Raw genomic sequence first — 16,524 nt, 5'->3', positions numbered from 1 at the left:
ATGTTTTTATGCGCAAAAGCATAGCTGCATGTATATCTGAAGATAAATCCTCCGGCTGATGTCGAAGAAAATTTTATTACGTAGGTGACGGAATGAATCAGGAGATTTTCGAAAAAAACTATACAATGTCATCGCTGCACAAAGCTATTAAAGTGTTAAAAGCTTTCTCAAAAGATGAACCAAGCCTTTCCCTAACTGAGCTAAGTAAAAAAACAGGGATCAGCATTTCGAGTTTACAGCGCTTCGTTTCTACCTTTGTGTACGAAGGCTTTCTTCACAAAGATGAACGTACAAAGCGCTATCAATTAGGTCATTCACTTCTGTATTTAGGCAATTTAGTAAAAGAAGAATCAAGTCTTATTATTGTCGCAGAACCTATTTTAAAAAAGCTAAACGAAGAAATCGGCGAAAGTGTTTCCATGAATATTATTGATGGATTGGAAAGACGATGTATTTTAAACTTTGATTCAACATATCCGCTTTCAACGAAAATGTTTGTAGGTGACACCTCTCCCCTTTATGCAGGTGCATCATCTAAAATATTGCTCGCATTTATGCCGAATGTTGAAGAATATGTAGAGAATATACGTCTTGAACCTATCTCTGATCAGACAATACTTTCAAGAGAGCAGCTGTTAAAGGAATTAAAACATATCCGTTTACAACAGTTTGCGACTAGTAAAAGCGAACGTGTACGTGGCGCATGTTCTATATCTGCACCGATATTAAATGCATCTCAACAAATCATCGCTTCAGTAACACTGGTTATACCAGAGGTACGCTACAGTGACTACGATGAAAATTTATTAATTGACACTATTCAAAGCGTTGCATTAGAAATCGAAAAGCAATTGTATTAATCGAAACAAAGAATAAAGTGATAGTATTATGCATTTGAGCGACTCAAAAAGGAGAGCAGCGTTTATTAACGCACTCTCCTTTTTAACATTTAATCGACTTAGCACCAAAGTCAGCGATACTATTTTTTCAAGTAAATATTAGTTGATTGGAGTGGAGACTGGGCGACTCCTTGGGGATCAGTAATAGAGGAACGAAGGCTAAAAGCATCACATCCTGTGATAACGCCTTCGTGACCAACATCGTGTTGGCACGAGACCCTGCAGCGAAGCGAAGCGGCTCATCGGACGCCCCCAGGAAGCTTTGCTCTGTGCGAAAGCGAAGCGTCAGCAACAAAGCGCCCAGTCGGAACGGAAATCAACTACACGTTATGGTGATAAGTTAATTATTTACTAATTCCAAGAAATCATCCCAATAATTTAAGCGTGGCAGTTCAACATGCTTGTTATAGGATTGATTTTTTAAAATTACTTTTGTCTTCACATCTTGCAGTGTTTCTAATACAGCTGGTTTATCATCTACATAAACATCTAAAGCTAGCTCTTTGATGATCGCTACTTTCTCTGTATCTTGCATTCCGCAGAAAAAATGACCTTCTATAATTGGAAATCCTTGTGCTTTCATCCATGCTTGTGTTTGCTCACAATATTGCTTAGGACGTGAAGTAATATAATAAATGTCATGTCCCTGCTGTGCCAAAGCTTGAAGCGTCTCTAGTGCTCCCTCAAAAGAAGGACAATCCGTAAAATAAATTTCCTCTAATGAACTATTCCACATCGCTGCTCCTTCAGCATCTGTTAATGCAAAAGGTTCGTGAATTTCAACTCTTTGCAAAGCTTGAAATACTTCTAGCGAAACATTTTTATCAAGTTTTTTATTATAGAGCGCAAAGGCATGTGCTCGTAAATCTATGAGTGTGTCATCTATATCAAAGCCAAATTTCATGTTGTTCTTCTTCCCTTCAAGAAGCCTTGGTGATAAAGTTAGTCGCGAATGTTTGCTCTTTTTCAATTTGCATCGCTAATACTTCTTCAATGGCTCGCTCGCGCATTTGTTGAAAATCGTGTACGTTAAAATGAACAAGTGTATCTTTATTTAATAATGACGCAAGACAATCTGCATCCTTGAGTGCACTATTGAGCCCGAATGCTCCAGTTGGTGTCATCGTGTGAACAGCATCCCCTAATAGTACAAGCCCCTCTGTCCCCCAGCAGTCACAATGACTACTGAATACATCAAGCAAGACAAAATCTTGCCAAGATCTGATATGTTCGTTTACAGTATCAGATAGTTCTGGGAATTGTTCTAAAAGCCGTTGGATAAATGGTGTAAATGCTTTTTTTCTGAGCTGAGGAAAACTTCCTTGTTCAATATTCCAGCCGATTTGAACGAACCCACCTACCTGCGTAAATAAGGATAGCTGTTTTCCACCTATTAATGCCATTTTAATCGATGGTTCCCATCCCTGAGGGGCAGGAATTTTTGCCCACAATAAATCAAAGCCATGCTTATGCTTTTGAATCTCAATGTGCGCTTGCTTTCGAATAGTAGAGTAACGGCCGTCAGCACCGATAATTAACTGACTACTAATTTCAATCTTTTCCCCATTTCTTGTTGCAACGACACCCGTATATCTACCCAAAGAATCAACTAAGAGCTTCATTACCTGCGTATTCAAGAAACAAGAAAAGTGAGGAAAATGCTGTGTTTCTTGTAAAATTCCCTTTAATAGATTTGCTTGCGGTACATGAATTCCTAAATGTCCAACAGCTTCAACAGGGAAAATAGTTTTTATTGCTCTACCGTCTGCGTAATATTCAAGTTTTCCCATACGTAATAAACCGAGCGCTTCGACTGCTTCAAAAAGCTGATGACTTTTTAAAACAGCCTCACCCTCCTCATTTAAATGCTCACCGCGAAATGCCTGCCCAAGTGCTGCGTTTTGTTCCAGTAGAATTACGGAAAGACCTTTTTTCGCTAGTAAGTGCGAAAGAAGTGCTCCACCTGGCCCAGCCCCTACGATACAAACATCTGCTTGATAATTCACTTTCCTTCACCTATCTTTGGATAAGCAATAATACGTAAATCTTGCCCAACCTGCTCAAACGAAGCAAACTCTACATCCCATGCTTCATCCATAGTAGATGGATTTGGACCAGCAATCGGTGTTAATGATAAGCGACCACCGAGAATTTTTGGCGCTATATAAATCACATATTTGTTAATAGCACCTTGCTGTAAAAAGGAAGAGTTGATCGTACTTCCACCCTCTACTAAAATATCCGTAATGCCATATTGATATAGTTTTTCAAGCATATCGTCAACAACAAGGCCCTCAGAGTCATGTCGAACTGGCAATACAGTCACGCCTTTTTCCTCAAATGCTGTTATTTTTTCTTGGCCGGCATTCTCACTACATACAATAATTGTTTTCGCTTCTTCTACATTCAGAACATTGGCATGAGCTGGTGTACGAAGGGAGCTATCCATAATAATGCGTACTGGATTTTTTCCGTAAGCTTCTTTTAATCTTGTTGTTAAGGATGGATTGTCAGCTAAAACAGTACCAACACCAACTAAAATACCATCCACCTCATGTCGAATACGGTGAACATCCTCACGCGCTGCTACACCAGTTACCCACTTGGAATGTCCTGTATGAGCAGCTATTTTCCCATCTAAAGTCATCGCATATTTTGAAATAATAAATGGTCGTTTTGTTAGCATATTGTGAATAAAACGTTCATTTAAACGGCGAGCTTGAGCTTCTAAAATACCCACCTCTACCTCAATACCCGCATCTCGTAACAGCTGTATACCACGTCCAGCAACAGCAGGATTTGGATCTTGCATGGCTACTACTACTCGACTAACTGCTGATTCCTTCACTAAATTTGCACAAGGAGGTGTTTTTCCGTAATGCGAACATGGCTCAAGAGTTACATAAAGTGTCGCACCTTTAGCATGTTCTCCAGCCATACGAAATGCATGCACCTCTGCATGTGGTTCCCCTGCTTTTCTGTGTAAACCTGTTCCAACAATTACACCGTCTTTGACGATTACAGCCCCTACTAGTGGATTAGGATTTGTATTTCCTTTTGCACTAGCGGCTAAATCAAGTGCTAACTGCATATATTTTTCATCTGTTGTCATCTTCGTTCCTCCACTCACTTCTCTTCGCGCAAATGTCCAGATTTCTCTACTTTCGTGTCTAAATAAAAACGATTTGTCTCCGTTAATCCTCCCCATAATGGGACATGTCCTTCTGCTGCCAAACCATGTGCCTGTAATGCGGCAAGCTTCTTCGGATTATTGGTAATGAGTGTAACTGGTTTTGAACGAAGTGCTCCTAACACAGTAATGGCATCTTCGTAAGAACGAGTATCATCTGGGAAGCCGAGAGCATGGTTTGCTTCAACCGTATCTAACCCCTCTTCTTGTAATAAATAAGCAAGCGATTTCGAGAACAATCCGATGCCGCGGCCTTCATGATCAGCTAAGTAGAAAATGGCCCCACAGCCATGCTCCACAATCATTTTCATCGATTCATGCAATTGATAACCACAGTCACAGCGTTCGCTTCCAAAAATATCACCTGTATGACAAATGCTATGCATGCGAATTAAAGCATCCTCAGCATGTGTAAAATCTCCATAAACAAGCACTGATGACTGTTGTAAAAAAGCTAAATTTGCAGATGCTAACCCATCAATAATTTCCTCTTTTGACTGATCGGCTCCTACTTTTAACCAGTTATACCATTGAAATGTCGCTGAAAATTCACCCTGTTTTACCGGTAATTTCACTGGACCAACTAGGCAAATACTTTCAGTTTCTGATTGCTTCACGATCGTCATTTTGTCTTTCACTATATCTAAAACTTTAGTAGTAATTGTCATATTTTCTCCAACCTTCTAATGTTAACAGCTAGCAAAACAAACTAACTGAGCACTTGTATTTTTACATAACTTACATAACGTAACTTAGTTTATAATAATAACTAACAACTGTCAAACTCCAGCTCCTACTCTATTAAGAAACAAAAACTGCTATATTACGTTTTTATCATATACTACTAGCTTATGGAGATGCTATTTTTTCTGTGCAGGCTAGTCTATAATAAGCTGAGGGAACTGTAATGACGAAAGGAAGTTTAGAATGCAATTAGAAAAAAATGTGCAAGTGAAACAGCCAAAATATCAACAAATAGCTGTCGACCTAGCCTCAAAAATCGTGGAAAGAAAGTATCGAATTGGCGATAAAATTTACGCAAGATCATCCCTAGCTAGTCAATACAATGTCTCTGCGGAAACTGCAAGAAGAGCAATTGCTGTTTTGCAAGACTTGGAAATTGTGGAGGCCACCAAAGGTAGTGGAGTTATCATCATCTCATATGAAAAGGCTGCACATTTTGTCCGCCAATTCCATGATGTTCAATCAGTCCATGAGCTACAACATGAGCTTATGTCTAGCATTCAGAAGCAGCACCAAGAATTAATAAATCTACAGGAAAAGACCAAACAACTGATTAGTCGAACTGAACATTTCCGATCCGTCAATCCGTTTATTCCTTATCAATTAGAGATGACAGCTGAAAGCCCTTGTATCCACCAAACAGTACAGGAATTGAATTTTTGGCAAAATACATCTAGCACGATTGTCGGAATTCGTCGTAAAAATGAATTATTACTATCACCTGGTCCATATGTGTCCTTGGAAGAAGAAGACATTATTTACTTTATCGGGAATGATGAAAGTTTCGCTCGAGTTCAGAGCTTTTTATATCCAAATTAAAATCCGCTTAAACGCTGATATAGCAGCGTTTAAGCGGATTTTTTCTATTTTGTCGATTTGACAGAAGTAACAACTTTTTGTTAGGGTTGAGTTGTTACTTGTTTATATTTGGGTATCATTATCCTCAAATAGTATTTATCTTTATTTAGTGAGTGTCCAAACACCTACTGCAATAGAGGGACTCAGCCTAAAAATGCCTCGTCTAGTGGCAATTTATATGTGCGTAGTGAAGTAACACCCATTACGCCAAGGCGAAATTGATCTACGAAAGGAGTGGTTCTAGTGGAAAAAATAAAAGTGGAACATGTTTCTAAAGTTTTCGGGAAACATATTCCCCAAGCCTTAGAACTCGTCAAGCAACAAAAAAGCAAGACTGATATCTTAAAAGAAACAGGTGCAACAGTCGGTGTATACGATGCAAGTTTTACCGTAAATGAAGGTGAAATCTTCGTTATCATGGGATTATCAGGAAGTGGTAAGTCGACACTGATTCGACTTTTAAACCGTCTCATAGAACCTACAAGTGGAAATATTTACATCGATGGAGAAAATATTTCTAAAATGGGCAAAGAGAGTTTACGTAATGTAAGAAGAAACAAAATGAGTATGGTCTTTCAAAACTTCGGTTTATTCCCCCATCGTACACTTCTTCAAAACACAGAATACGGCCTTGAAATCAGAGGCATCTCAAAGGAAGAACGGCAAGCAAAAGCAGAGCAAGCTCTCGACAATGCAGGCTTACTTGCTTATAAGGACCAATATCCTAGTCAATTATCAGGCGGTATGCAACAGCGTGTTGGATTAGCGCGGGCACTTGCAAATGACCCTGAAATATTACTAATGGATGAGGCTTTTTCTGCACTCGATCCATTAATTCGAAAAGAAATGCAAGATGAGCTACTCGATTTACAAAGCACATTGAAAAAAACAATTTTATTTATCACCCACGATTTGAATGAAGCATTACGTATTGGTGATCGTATCGCCATTATGAAAGATGGCTCAATCATCCAAATTGGTACTGGAGAAGAAATTTTAACAAATCCTGCAAATGATTATGTTAAAACATTCGTAGAAGACGTCGATCGTTCTAAAGTATTAACTGCTGAAAATGCCATGGTTCGACCTGTATCCGTCAATGTAGATGTAGATGGACCGACCGTAGCACTTAAAAGAATGCGTGAGGAAACGGTTAGTTTATTAATGGCCGTTGACAAAAATCGACATTTAAAAGGCTATATTACTGCTGACGACGCACGGGCTGCAGCTAAAAGACAAGAACAAACGGTACATTCAATTGTTCAATCAGATATGTTAACCGTTCCACCAGATATGCTTTTACAAGATATATTAGGTTTGATTCATAATAGTCCTACTCCTATTGCGGTTGTAAAAGATGAGCGCTTGCTTGGTGTTCTTATCCGGGGCGTTGTCATCGAAGCACTTTCAACTAGCGATGAGGAGGCGAATGCACATGAATAATTTATTAGACAATATTCCCGCAATACCAGTGGGACCATGGGTAGAATCAGTTATGGACTGGTTGACGAGTAATTTTTCAGTGTTTTTTAACTTGATTCAAAAAAATGGAAAACTACTCATGAATCAGGTCACTGATTTATTAGTGAGCATTCCTCCGATTATTCTTATTTTACTTGTTGTCATTTTTGCTTTTTTCGTTACCGGTAAAAAATTCGGGCTCGCAACGTTTTCATTAATTGGTTTGTTATTTATTTATAATCAAGGCTTATGGACGCATCTTATGGAAACAACCACACTCGTGCTCTTTTCAAGTATCATCTCTATCATATTAGGTATTCCTCTTGGCATTCTAATGTCGAAGTCAACTGTAGCAGAAAATGTGATTAAGCCGATACTCGATTTCATGCAAACAATGCCTGGCTTCGTATACTTGATTCCTGCCGTTGCCTTCTTTGGTATTGGGATAGTCCCTGGTGTATTTGCATCCGTTATTTTCGCCTTACCACCAACTGTACGTATGACGAACCTAGGAATTCGCCAAGTACCAAAAGAATTAGTAGAAGCTGCTGATTCATATGGAAGTACCTCAAAGCAAAAACTATTTAAAGTAGAAATTCCTCTTGCCAAATCAACTATAATGGCAGGGATTAACCAAACAGTTATGCTATCACTGTCAATGGTTGTAACTGCCTCAATGATCGGTGCACCTGGTCTAGGACGTGAAGTATTAACTGCACTACAACGTACACAGGTTGGTAATGGCTTTGTTGCAGGTTTAGGTCTTGTAATTTTCGCCATTGTTATAGACCGCCTAACGCAAAGTTTTAATAAGAAGAAAGTCGTATAGAAAAAGAGGCAATTTATTGACGAAAATCTTAGTTCTTTACTTTCACCGCTGAGATTTACGATTTGTAGTTTGCTACAAAACTATTAATAGTTGAAAGGAAGATTCGATGAAACTGAAAACATTAACTAAATTAGGAATGGCTTTAGGGCTTGGCTTTTTGCTAGCCGCATGTAATAGTGATGATTCAAGTAAGAGTAGTGGTAACTCAAAGGACGTCAATCTAGCCTACGTTGAATGGGATACAGAAATTGCTTCAACTAATGTAGTTGGTCAGGTACTAGAGGATTTAGGCTATAATGTATCATTAACACCACTTGATAATGCAATTATGTGGGAGGCTGTTTCAAAAGGTGAAGCAGATGGCATGGTCGCTGCATGGTTACCAAATACTCATGCCCCACAGTACGAAAAATATAAGAACGACCTTGATGAACTAGGTGAAAACCTTACTGGTGCCAAAATAGGTCTAGTAGTACCAAGCTATATGGACGTTAACTCGATTGAGGATTTAAAAAACCAAGCAGATAAAACAATTACGGGTATTGAACCTGGTGCTGGGATTACAGCTGCTACTGAAAAGGCCTTAGATGAATATGATAACCTAGCAGGTTGGCAGCTATTAACTTCTTCATCTGGAGCTATGACCACTTCTCTTGCTAAAGCAATTAAAAATAAAGAAGACATTATCGTGACAGGCTGGTCTCCTCACTGGAAATTCGCTAAATATGATCTTAAATATTTAGATGATCCAAAAGGCGTTTATGGTGGCGAAGAAACGATTAACACATTCGCTCGTAAAGGTTTAAAAGAAGATCAACCAGATGTCTATTCTGTACTAGATAACTTCCACTGGACATCAGAAGACTTAGAGAGCGTTATGCTAGAAATTATGGATGGCAAAGACCCAAAACAAGCTGCTAAAGATTGGGTGGAAGCTAACGCAGACAAAGTTGCTGAATGGACGAAGGATGTAAAAAAATAATTTTCAAAAAGTGACGGACAACCGGAGTGGTTGTCTGTCTTTTTTATAGGCTCTTCCCGTCTTATTTGAAGAACATCATTTAAGGCTACTAAAATTCAGCTCCATCTCGCTAACATCGCCGCAATGGTTTTTTTATAAAAGACTACAAATAATTAACGTTCTTTTGCGAATTTTCAAGCAAGAACTCCTCATCATAAACAAAAAGTCACCTCGCAACGATTAAACCGTGCCAGATGACTATTTATGTTATTAATTAGGATAATAACTTCAAAAATATCGCAGCTCCTAAAACAAGAGTAATGCAAACAATACGTCTCCAATCCTTAGATTCATTGAACAACACCATACCGAGTAATGCACCACCAGCCGCTCCAATGCCAGTCCAAATGGCATAGGCTGTACCCATCGGTAATGTTTCCATGGCATATGCAAGGCCAGCAAAGCTCAAGGTAAACGCAAAAATCAATAACAGTAAATTTTTAATACTTTTAGCATTATTATATTTACTAATCATATAAACACCCATCATCTCACATAGCCCCGCGACTACTAATGCAAACCATGCCATTATTCATTCACCTCTTTTTCTTTAACATCCCCTGTCACAAGCTTTAAGCCGATGACACCTGCAAGTAAAACGACAACACATAAAATCTTAGTTAATTTCCATGGTTCTCCAAACAGTAAGCTATCAGCACATACAGTACCCGCTGTCCCCAAGCCTACGAATACTGCATAAACAGTACCTACTGGCAAACTTTCCCCAGCCTTAATTAGTAAATAAAAGCTAACAAAAATTGCAATCGCGGTTCCAATCCATTCGAGTGCATTCCCTGCATGCTTTAAGCCAATAACCCAGCCGACTTCAAAAAAAGCAGCAATTACGACACTTAACCATTGTTTGTTCATTACGAATTCCTCCATTTTATAGTTAAACACATATGGATACTATTATTGGGGTTCTTTAAGACGGTATTCTGACCTACCCGAGCAGTTCGGCAACCAGAAATCTGACTTGCGTTTTTTCTACAACTACCCTTCAACAGTAGCCAAATAAAAAAAGCCCAAGGAACACTGCTGTAAACAGTATCTCCCAGGCTTTTATCCTTCCGTGTCACAAAATCAATTTGTGGTTTTCTCTCGGACCAGACTAGCTTTGCTACGGAACCCTAGAAAACTAACATATTTGATTGTGCTACTAGTATAGCAAACTATTCAATCATTTTCTACTCGTACATAACCAACTTTTTCAACTAGTGCTTGCCCCTCGTCTGAGACAATCCAGTCGATAAACTTCTTTACATTAGGATTATCTGTTCCTGCTGTTACAGCATAAAATTCAGATACGAGTGGGTATGTGCCTTTACGAATATTTTCCTTGTGGGCGCAATCCCATCAATGGACAATAATTTAATTTCGTGGTTATTTACCATTTCTGTTGAGTAAAATCTAAACGTGTAGCCAATGGCATTTTTATAATTACGATATTGTGATACCTCATGAATACTACCACCCATACCTGTTGCAACATTTTCAGCAGGTGCTTCCATGATTGGTATATCTCCCATCATTCTTTCAAGCGCTGTTTGGCTTCCGCTATCTGCTGGGCGCTGAAATGCACGAATCGCAGCATTTTCACCACCGACTTCATGCCAATTCGTAATTTTCCCAGCGTATATTTGTTTTAACTGCTCCAATGATAAATTTTCTACGCTGTTCTTATGATTGACGAAAAAGACAAATGCCTCTCGTCCAATGGGGGTCATGTCAAATGTAAGACCTTCCATCTCAGCTTGCCTCTTTTGTGATTCAGATGGCGCTGCTACAAAAATCAGGTCAACATCTGCTGAAATCAAATTTTAATAAGCTTCAGCTGTACGACTCACCATTACTCTACTATTATCATATGGATAGTAACCCTTTGGATATGTCGCTTCTACAAAGGCAGCATACAGTGGATACATCGCCGTCGCCCCATCTAAGCGAGGTAGTGAGTCAACTAATTGCAATGAAGCCTTTGTATCTGACTTTACTACTTTATTTTGCTCTATAAATGGTTGATAGACTGACACATCAATTTCTGCATCAACAGTTGGAATACTCATTTTGTAGTAATGTTGAATAGGCTTAATCGAGGCAAGCAACAACGCAATGCCCATTAGTCCAGCTAACCATATCTTCCGTTTTGTTGTTGTCAACCAATCAAAAATTAAACAAATAAATAGGACAAATAAACATATCGGAACGGTTAAAAGTAGTCCACTAAAATGTAGCCCACCACTTATAATTAAATACAACGCAACTACTCCTGTGAAAAATAATAATCCTATTAGTACAAAAAGAGACTGTAGCACTTTCAAAATCACGGCTCCACCTCCAAAAGAGTAATTTTATACTAACTATTTATATAATAGGTTATTTTCGAAAAGTAACACAACTATATATTCTGAAAATTGCGTTAAAATAAAATAAAGTATTGTAAGGAGGTATTACATATGGCAATTGAAAAAGTACGTGAACATTTGGCACAATGGAATGTGCAACACAAAATACAGGAGCTAAACGAAAGTTCGGCGACCGTTGAACTAGCAGCACAGGCACTCGGCTGCGAGCCTGAACGCATTGCGAAATCCTTATCGTTTCTCGTGAACGATGGCGCGATACTAATTGTTGCTGCAGGCGATGCCAAAGTCGACAATGCAAAATTTAAAGCGGCCTTTGGTACAAAAGCAAAGATGCTTGGGAAAGATGAAGTTCTTGAAAAGATCGGACACGATGTAGGGGGTGTTTGTCCTTTCGGCGTGAATGAGGGCGTTGCTATTTATTTAGATGAATCACTTAAACGCTTCACAACGGTATTCCCTGCATGTGGTAGTAGCAGCTCCGCCATTGAGCTTACTATTTCTGAATTAGAAATCTATACACCATATCAAGAATGGATTAACGTCTGTAAAGGCTGGAACGAGTAACATAAAAAACGGCAAAACTTTATTAAAAGTCTCGTCGTTTTTTATTTAAATTTCTTTCTTATATCCAACAGCTAACCAGTGAGAATCCCATTCTGTAATTTGATTACCTACTCTACAAGATAAGCCACATGCACGATTATCAGCGATAAATGAGCCGATTAACCATTTCTTTGTTTGTAATCCATCCTTTAGGTTTATCGTTATAGAAGGCATTTCCACATACTGCTGATAAATAAACAAATTATCATCATAATGGGTATACGCAGAAGCATTTGTTTTCGTACCATCCCCTGCATAGATTTCTACAGTATTCCCTTCCCGAGAATAGACAGGTTTCTTTACAAACGGCAAGTTTTCCTGTACGAATAGTTCTGCCGAAAGGTACGTTGGCAACATATATTTCTGAATAGCAGCTCGTTCTTCTGCATTAAAAAGAAGCGGATCATTTTTACGTTCCCAAATTAACCATAATAAAATTTTCGATTGCAGTACATATGCAGCAGGTGCATTGATAATAGCAAGCTGTCCATCTTTTACGAGTTCCAGTAAATGTAGGCCAATACGATCACCATCGGAAGACATATCATCTATTAAAAACTCTACTGGGTGTGCAGGACGATATAAAATATCAATTTTCTCCATGGCAGGTGTATAAAGGCCTCGAGCTATATTAGCAGTGTTACTAGAAAAAATGATTAGCTCTTGAATAGGAACATACTCCACATCAAAAGGTATACATTTCTTTAAAAACTGTACCTGACAATATTCCTCATAATCTTCCGCGGCCGTTTTCCCTGTAATGACGATTTTAGGTTTTTTCACATCATTTAAATAATGCATAGCCGTAAAGAGTGCACCAGACAAGGATTTATGTAATGCTGAAACATCATTCGGACTATCAAATCCTAAATGCTGACAAAGCGCTTCATTGATCTCAAAGGTTTCTTGGACAAGAAATGGCGTTTCACCATTTAATTCAAGACATTTTATTTGTCCGTCCTCTGTACAAATAAAATCGAAGCGAGCCAGTATCGATTGTTGCTGTAAATAATCTAATGGAATATATGGTAGCATTTCAGAACGAATGCCTAGTGCTAAAAGTTGCTCATCCGATAAATGCTTAAATTGTTTCCCAACCTTTAAAAATATTTTCCAAAGTATAGTAGAGGCATAGTTAATTTCATCGATTTTCTCTTTGGGTAAATCTAGTACATCGTACAAGGCATACTCAAGATCCTCAAAGTCAGGAAAGAAATTAGGAAATTGAGAATAAAATGCTTGGCGTTGTTGAAAATATTTGTCCATATTGATTTCTCCTTTTAAGAAGATGAAGAGCCACCTCGAGAGGCACCACCTGAGCCAAAGCCTGATTTCCCTGTGCTAGATGATGAGTGATTTGAATAAGAATTAGAACTATTCGTTGATGAACTTGAACTATTTGAGTATGAACGCTTGCCACTCGAATAAGACTTGGAACCGCTTGTATTTGAATTTGAGCTATTTGTTGTTGAGTTATTTGAGCTACTAGATGTTGTACCAGACGGATTTTGAGAGCCATTCGTCGTAATTCCATTAGAATTCGCATTTTTACTGTCGCTCGTATTGCTATAATTCGTTCGTGGTACTGCTGAACCACCACCTTTGTCCTCTCTGTCTGTACCATTTCTTAAATTGCGACTTTTATAAATAGCACTCCCTATCATCGCACCGGTAGTTGCATACATAAGTCCATTGAAGAAATGATGTGCATAATGCGGCGAATTTTCATCTAAACATTCGAACGAACCATCATCATTTTCTTTCCATTTCTTACATGAATTTGCCATGTCACTGTCATAGACACTTTGTAAACCATTCCCTGCTGTTGAAGTATTATTTTCTTCCGTTGTATTATCTGTAGTGGCAGTAGTCTCTTTAACAGTCTGAGTTTCTGTATTCCCGCACGCGGCTAATTGCATAGCCATAAATGACGCTGTTGTGACTGTTATGTATTTTTTCATTTGTTTTGCCATATCCTATTTCTCCTTTATGTCGATACTTATTTTACGGATGTCTACTTCTTTAGGTTTCATTTTTTACAAATTCATACATTATCATAGCACTAAAAACTCCCTGGCGGATTGGAATCATTTACCGCAAGGGAGTTTCGTACAAATCGTTTACTTATTCGGCACTGTTTTTCTTCCATATGTCATAAAGCGCCATACCTTCTCAAATGGCCCCATTTTAAAGAATTTGAACCAAATGACACTAAAGAGAATTTGAATGATAAAAATTAAGATTGCGATGATTACTACATCAGAAGGCGAAACAACTTCAAGCCCCATTAATGACATAATAGCTAGACCAATAAAACTTTGAGCTAAATAGTTTGTAAATGCCATCTGACCAACTCGCCCAATTGGCTTAAGTAACTTCGCGATGCTTTTATTCTCCAACATAATAAATAGACAAGTTAAATAAAAATACGTTGTCGGAATTACCCCTAAACCAATAATCAATTGTAGATGTGGATCTTCCCCTTGAGCAGCAAACCAAATCCAAAGAGAGATACCAACAAAGAGTGGGAATGTCACAAATTGTAGCCACTTTATTTGTTTTGAGTATTCACTAATATGACTAATCCAATCAGCTTTTGCTGCTAAAAAACCAGTTAAAAACATGATAAAAATAGTAACGGCATCATTTCCTAATATCCCAAAAACAGTCGATAATGCTCCTTGATTTGGCATAAATAGTTGTCCAAGAATGCTAAGGACATGAACGGTAATGATAGCAAATAGCCATTTACCAATTGTTGAAACCTTTGCATTATAGAAAGGAATTAATAAAAAACCTATTACTGCATAGATTGCGAGGATTGAACCCCAAAAAATAAACACATGGACAATACCAATTAATAATAAAGCTAGTAAACGTCTTGCAAAACGCCATCTTGGCTTATCGCCACGCGCTTCTGCACGTGAAGCAAAAATGTAAAAACCTACACCAAAGAGAAATGAAAAAATGGAAAAGAATTTCTTCTCAATAAAAATATCAATGAGCGTATCAATAATGCCGTTAATTCCACTATAGTCAGGCATCGGTCCTCCCTCTACTATCATCTGGTAGGCCGCTACATTTATAAACAGAATGCCAAATAACGCTAGCCCTCGAATAATATCTAAGGAAACGATTCTTTCTTTTTGAGTAATGGATGAATTCATTCTTAAAACTCCTTATCTTTTATACTTTACGAACTATGGCTATCATAACCTTTCATCCTTACAGTAGTTTTTTGAAAAGCTTACAGGAACCTTACATTTATAGATTTGTCTCATCAGTTAATGCTTTTTTCACTTACATTAGTTTTTAATCCCCTCCTACAAGCAAAAATTTCATATTTTATAGTAATCATTATTTTTTTAATAAAGGAGAATAGATGATGTACAGATACCGCAGATTTGGTTTTTGCTACCCGGGTTATAAATACTGTGGACCAGGGTGTTCAGGACCAGGTAGACCTATCAATGCCGTAGATTCATGCTGCAAATTACATGACGAATGTTATGCTCGATATGGTAGATCAAGATATTGCGATGAAATGTTCCAAAATTGCTTACGACCACAAATGAACGCCAATACTAAAATGGCAAGAGATGCTAAATTGTTTTACAATATCTTTGGAATGCGTAATAGATTCTTTTAACTCATAAAAAATGCTCACGATGTTATTTTTCCACCGTGAGCATTTTTTATGAATTAAGATTTTGTATAAACTGCATATTTTCGCGGATTAGTAAAGCCGAGCTTTGCGCCTAAATGATAAGATGCTTGGTTATGGATGTCACAATCCCAACAAGGCTGTATATCATTTAAAATACAAAAATCAATATATTTCTCTGCAATGAAGCTTGCTAATCCTTTTCCTCTATACTTCGAATCAGTAACTATATCAATCTCTGCAAATTGCTGTGATTTAAAAATAGAGACCGCTTCGCTAATCATCTTATCTCCATGCTTCAGACAAAAACCAAAACCATTTTCGAGGAAATTATTAGTTGAGTCCCAGTATTCCTCATAATATTGATTGTCGAATTCTAAACAATGCTCAATTTGAGGTTGCTTGATTTTAATAAATTCGTAGTCAGGCCGCTCTCTTTTTTCTCTATCGTTATAAGCATTTATAGCAAAGGTAAAAGTGTATCTTTCTAGCTTTTTTACAAGTCCATTTAAATGTTGTTCAATTTTTGTGTTCCAATCATCTGAGTAAGAAAATAATGTGAAACGTTTGCTTTGTTCAATAGATTCTTGTAGTAAAGAGCCAAGTTTATTTACGACTTGCTCGCTGGACGAATCGCCATAAACATAGCATATTCCTGATTTGGTTTGAAATAGTAGTGAATGGAAGCTATCATTGGCAGTGTAGACAGAGCCTTCTATTACCTGATCTAGTATGCTATAGACAAATGTTGGTGCCCTTTCTATTGTTTCTTTGATAATCGAATAATTCTCGGCTGTAACCTTGATCATTATCATTTCCCCTATTCTTTGATAGATCTTCATACATCATATCACTTAAGGGAATTATTGGGGTTATTGTTTAATATTTA

19 protein-coding genes and 1 riboswitch are annotated in these 16,524 nt (G+C 37.8%); of the genes, 7 read left to right on the top strand and 12 right to left on the bottom strand.

Annotation, left to right across the window (positions count from 1 at the left end):
* Positions 1-92 precede the first annotated feature (92 nt).
* On the top strand, positions 93-860 hold the full coding sequence (locus ACIQZA_RS02620) for an IclR family transcriptional regulator (RefSeq protein WP_402879905.1): 768 nt from the start codon (positions 93-95) through the stop codon (positions 858-860).
* A 379-nt stretch (positions 861-1,239) separates the two neighbouring features.
* On the opposite strand, the gene ACIQZA_RS02615 is transcribed toward ACIQZA_RS02620, so the two are convergent.
* From ACIQZA_RS02615 to ACIQZA_RS02600, 4 genes are read right to left on the bottom strand one after another with little or no spacing between them, the layout of a single operon-like run.
* Positions 1,240-1,803, bottom strand: a complete 564-nt coding sequence (locus ACIQZA_RS02615) for a 5' nucleotidase, NT5C type (RefSeq protein WP_400935404.1) — start codon at positions 1,801-1,803, stop codon at positions 1,240-1,242.
* A 16-nt stretch (positions 1,804-1,819) separates the two neighbouring features.
* Positions 1,820-2,905 carry an FAD-dependent monooxygenase gene (locus ACIQZA_RS02610; protein WP_402879906.1) on the bottom strand — a complete coding sequence of 362 codons (1,086 nt, stop codon included), beginning with the start codon at positions 2,903-2,905 and terminating at the stop codon, positions 1,820-1,822.
* Positions 2,902-4,011 carry a bifunctional diaminohydroxyphosphoribosylaminopyrimidine deaminase/5-amino-6-(5-phosphoribosylamino)uracil reductase RibD gene (gene ribD, locus ACIQZA_RS02605; protein ID WP_402879908.1) on the bottom strand — a complete coding sequence of 370 codons (1,110 nt, stop codon included), beginning with the start codon at positions 4,009-4,011 and terminating at the stop codon, positions 2,902-2,904. Before ribD ends, ACIQZA_RS02610 begins: the two co-directional genes overlap by 4 nt.
* Before the next feature lie 14 nt (positions 4,012-4,025).
* Complete coding sequence (locus tag ACIQZA_RS02600; protein ID WP_400935410.1) at positions 4,026-4,757, bottom strand: GTP cyclohydrolase II; 732 nt, start codon at positions 4,755-4,757, stop codon at positions 4,026-4,028.
* 259 nt (positions 4,758-5,016) lie between these two features.
* Between ACIQZA_RS02600 and ACIQZA_RS02595 the strand changes: the two genes are divergently transcribed.
* The 4 genes from ACIQZA_RS02595 to ACIQZA_RS02580 all read left to right on the top strand — a co-directional run bounded on the left by ACIQZA_RS02595 (position 5,017) and on the right by ACIQZA_RS02580 (position 8,963).
* Positions 5,017-5,652 carry a GntR family transcriptional regulator gene (locus tag ACIQZA_RS02595; protein ID WP_142509756.1) on the top strand — a complete coding sequence of 212 codons (636 nt, stop codon included), beginning with the start codon at positions 5,017-5,019 and terminating at the stop codon, positions 5,650-5,652.
* A 282-nt stretch (positions 5,653-5,934) separates the two neighbouring features.
* Positions 5,935-7,134, top strand: a complete 1,200-nt coding sequence (locus ACIQZA_RS02590) for a quaternary amine ABC transporter ATP-binding protein (protein WP_142509757.1) — start codon at positions 5,935-5,937, stop codon at positions 7,132-7,134.
* On the top strand, positions 7,127-7,981 hold the full coding sequence (locus tag ACIQZA_RS02585) for an ABC transporter permease (RefSeq protein ID WP_142509758.1): 855 nt from the start codon (positions 7,127-7,129) through the stop codon (positions 7,979-7,981). Before ACIQZA_RS02590 ends, ACIQZA_RS02585 begins: the two co-directional genes overlap by 8 nt.
* A gap of 106 nt (positions 7,982-8,087) precedes the next feature.
* Positions 8,088-8,963 carry a glycine betaine ABC transporter substrate-binding protein gene (locus ACIQZA_RS02580; RefSeq protein ID WP_400935414.1) on the top strand — a complete coding sequence of 292 codons (876 nt, stop codon included), beginning with the start codon at positions 8,088-8,090 and terminating at the stop codon, positions 8,961-8,963.
* Positions 8,964-9,216: 253 nt separating this feature from the next.
* Here ACIQZA_RS02580 and ACIQZA_RS02575 read toward each other — a convergent pair whose 3' ends face one another.
* The 4 genes from ACIQZA_RS02575 to ACIQZA_RS02560 all read right to left on the bottom strand — a co-directional run bounded on the left by ACIQZA_RS02575 (position 9,217) and on the right by ACIQZA_RS02560 (position 11,329).
* A complete protein-coding gene (locus tag ACIQZA_RS02575) occupies positions 9,217-9,531 on the bottom strand; it encodes a DMT family transporter (RefSeq protein WP_400935416.1) in 315 nt (104 codons plus the stop codon).
* Positions 9,531-9,872: a DMT family transporter gene (locus ACIQZA_RS02570; RefSeq protein ID WP_402879912.1), complete on the bottom strand. Its 342-nt coding sequence runs from the start codon at positions 9,870-9,872 to the stop codon at positions 9,531-9,533. Before ACIQZA_RS02570 ends, ACIQZA_RS02575 begins: the two co-directional genes overlap by 1 nt.
* 179 nt (positions 9,873-10,051) lie before the next feature.
* A riboswitch (guanidine-I (ykkC/yxkD leader) is annotated at positions 10,052-10,147 on the bottom strand.
* Positions 10,148-10,288: 141 nt separating this feature from the next.
* Positions 10,289-10,750 carry a substrate-binding domain-containing protein gene (locus ACIQZA_RS02565; protein ID WP_402879913.1) on the bottom strand — a complete coding sequence of 154 codons (462 nt, stop codon included), beginning with the start codon at positions 10,748-10,750 and terminating at the stop codon, positions 10,289-10,291.
* A 72-nt stretch (positions 10,751-10,822) separates the two neighbouring features.
* Positions 10,823-11,329 (bottom strand): hypothetical protein, encoded by a 507-nt coding sequence (locus ACIQZA_RS02560; protein ID WP_402879915.1) that lies wholly within the window; start codon positions 11,327-11,329, stop codon positions 10,823-10,825.
* Positions 11,330-11,458: 129 nt separating this feature from the next.
* Between ACIQZA_RS02560 and ACIQZA_RS02555 the strand changes: the two genes are divergently transcribed.
* A complete protein-coding gene (locus ACIQZA_RS02555) occupies positions 11,459-11,932 on the top strand; it encodes a YbaK/EbsC family protein (RefSeq protein ID WP_400935420.1) in 474 nt (157 codons plus the stop codon).
* 45 nt (positions 11,933-11,977) lie between these two features.
* Here ACIQZA_RS02555 and ACIQZA_RS02550 read toward each other — a convergent pair whose 3' ends face one another.
* The 3 genes from ACIQZA_RS02550 to ACIQZA_RS02540 form a co-directional block, all read right to left on the bottom strand.
* A complete protein-coding gene (locus tag ACIQZA_RS02550; RefSeq protein ID WP_400935422.1) occupies positions 11,978-13,237 on the bottom strand; it encodes a glutathionylspermidine synthase family protein in 1,260 nt (419 codons plus the stop codon).
* Between the two features lie 14 nt (positions 13,238-13,251).
* Complete coding sequence (locus ACIQZA_RS02545) at positions 13,252-13,944, bottom strand: hypothetical protein (RefSeq protein ID WP_402879918.1); 693 nt, start codon at positions 13,942-13,944, stop codon at positions 13,252-13,254.
* 147 nt (positions 13,945-14,091) lie between these two features.
* The gene (locus tag ACIQZA_RS02540) at positions 14,092-15,138 is read right to left on the bottom strand and encodes a DUF418 domain-containing protein (protein WP_400935426.1); all 1,047 of its coding nucleotides are present in this window, start codon (positions 15,136-15,138) and stop codon (positions 14,092-14,094) included.
* Positions 15,139-15,353: 215 nt separating this feature from the next.
* On the opposite strand from ACIQZA_RS02540, the gene ACIQZA_RS02535 reads away from it, so the two are divergent.
* A complete protein-coding gene (locus tag ACIQZA_RS02535; RefSeq protein ID WP_403009837.1) occupies positions 15,354-15,620 on the top strand; it encodes a Parvovirus coat protein VP1-like protein in 267 nt (88 codons plus the stop codon).
* A 53-nt stretch (positions 15,621-15,673) separates the two neighbouring features.
* Here the strand turns inward: ACIQZA_RS02535 and ACIQZA_RS02530 are convergent, their stop codons facing one another.
* Positions 15,674-16,444 (bottom strand): GNAT family N-acetyltransferase, encoded by a 771-nt coding sequence (locus ACIQZA_RS02530; RefSeq protein ID WP_402879921.1) that lies wholly within the window; start codon positions 16,442-16,444, stop codon positions 15,674-15,676.
* Between the last annotated feature and the right edge of the window lie 80 nt (positions 16,445-16,524).

The sequence above is a fragment of the Lysinibacillus sp. NPDC096382 genome, from assembly GCF_044762845.1.
Classification (GTDB): domain Bacteria; phylum Bacillota; class Bacilli; order Bacillales_A; family Planococcaceae; genus Lysinibacillus.
Note: the sequence above shows the minus strand (reverse complement) of the source record. Positions and strands in the feature narration are given on the sequence as shown.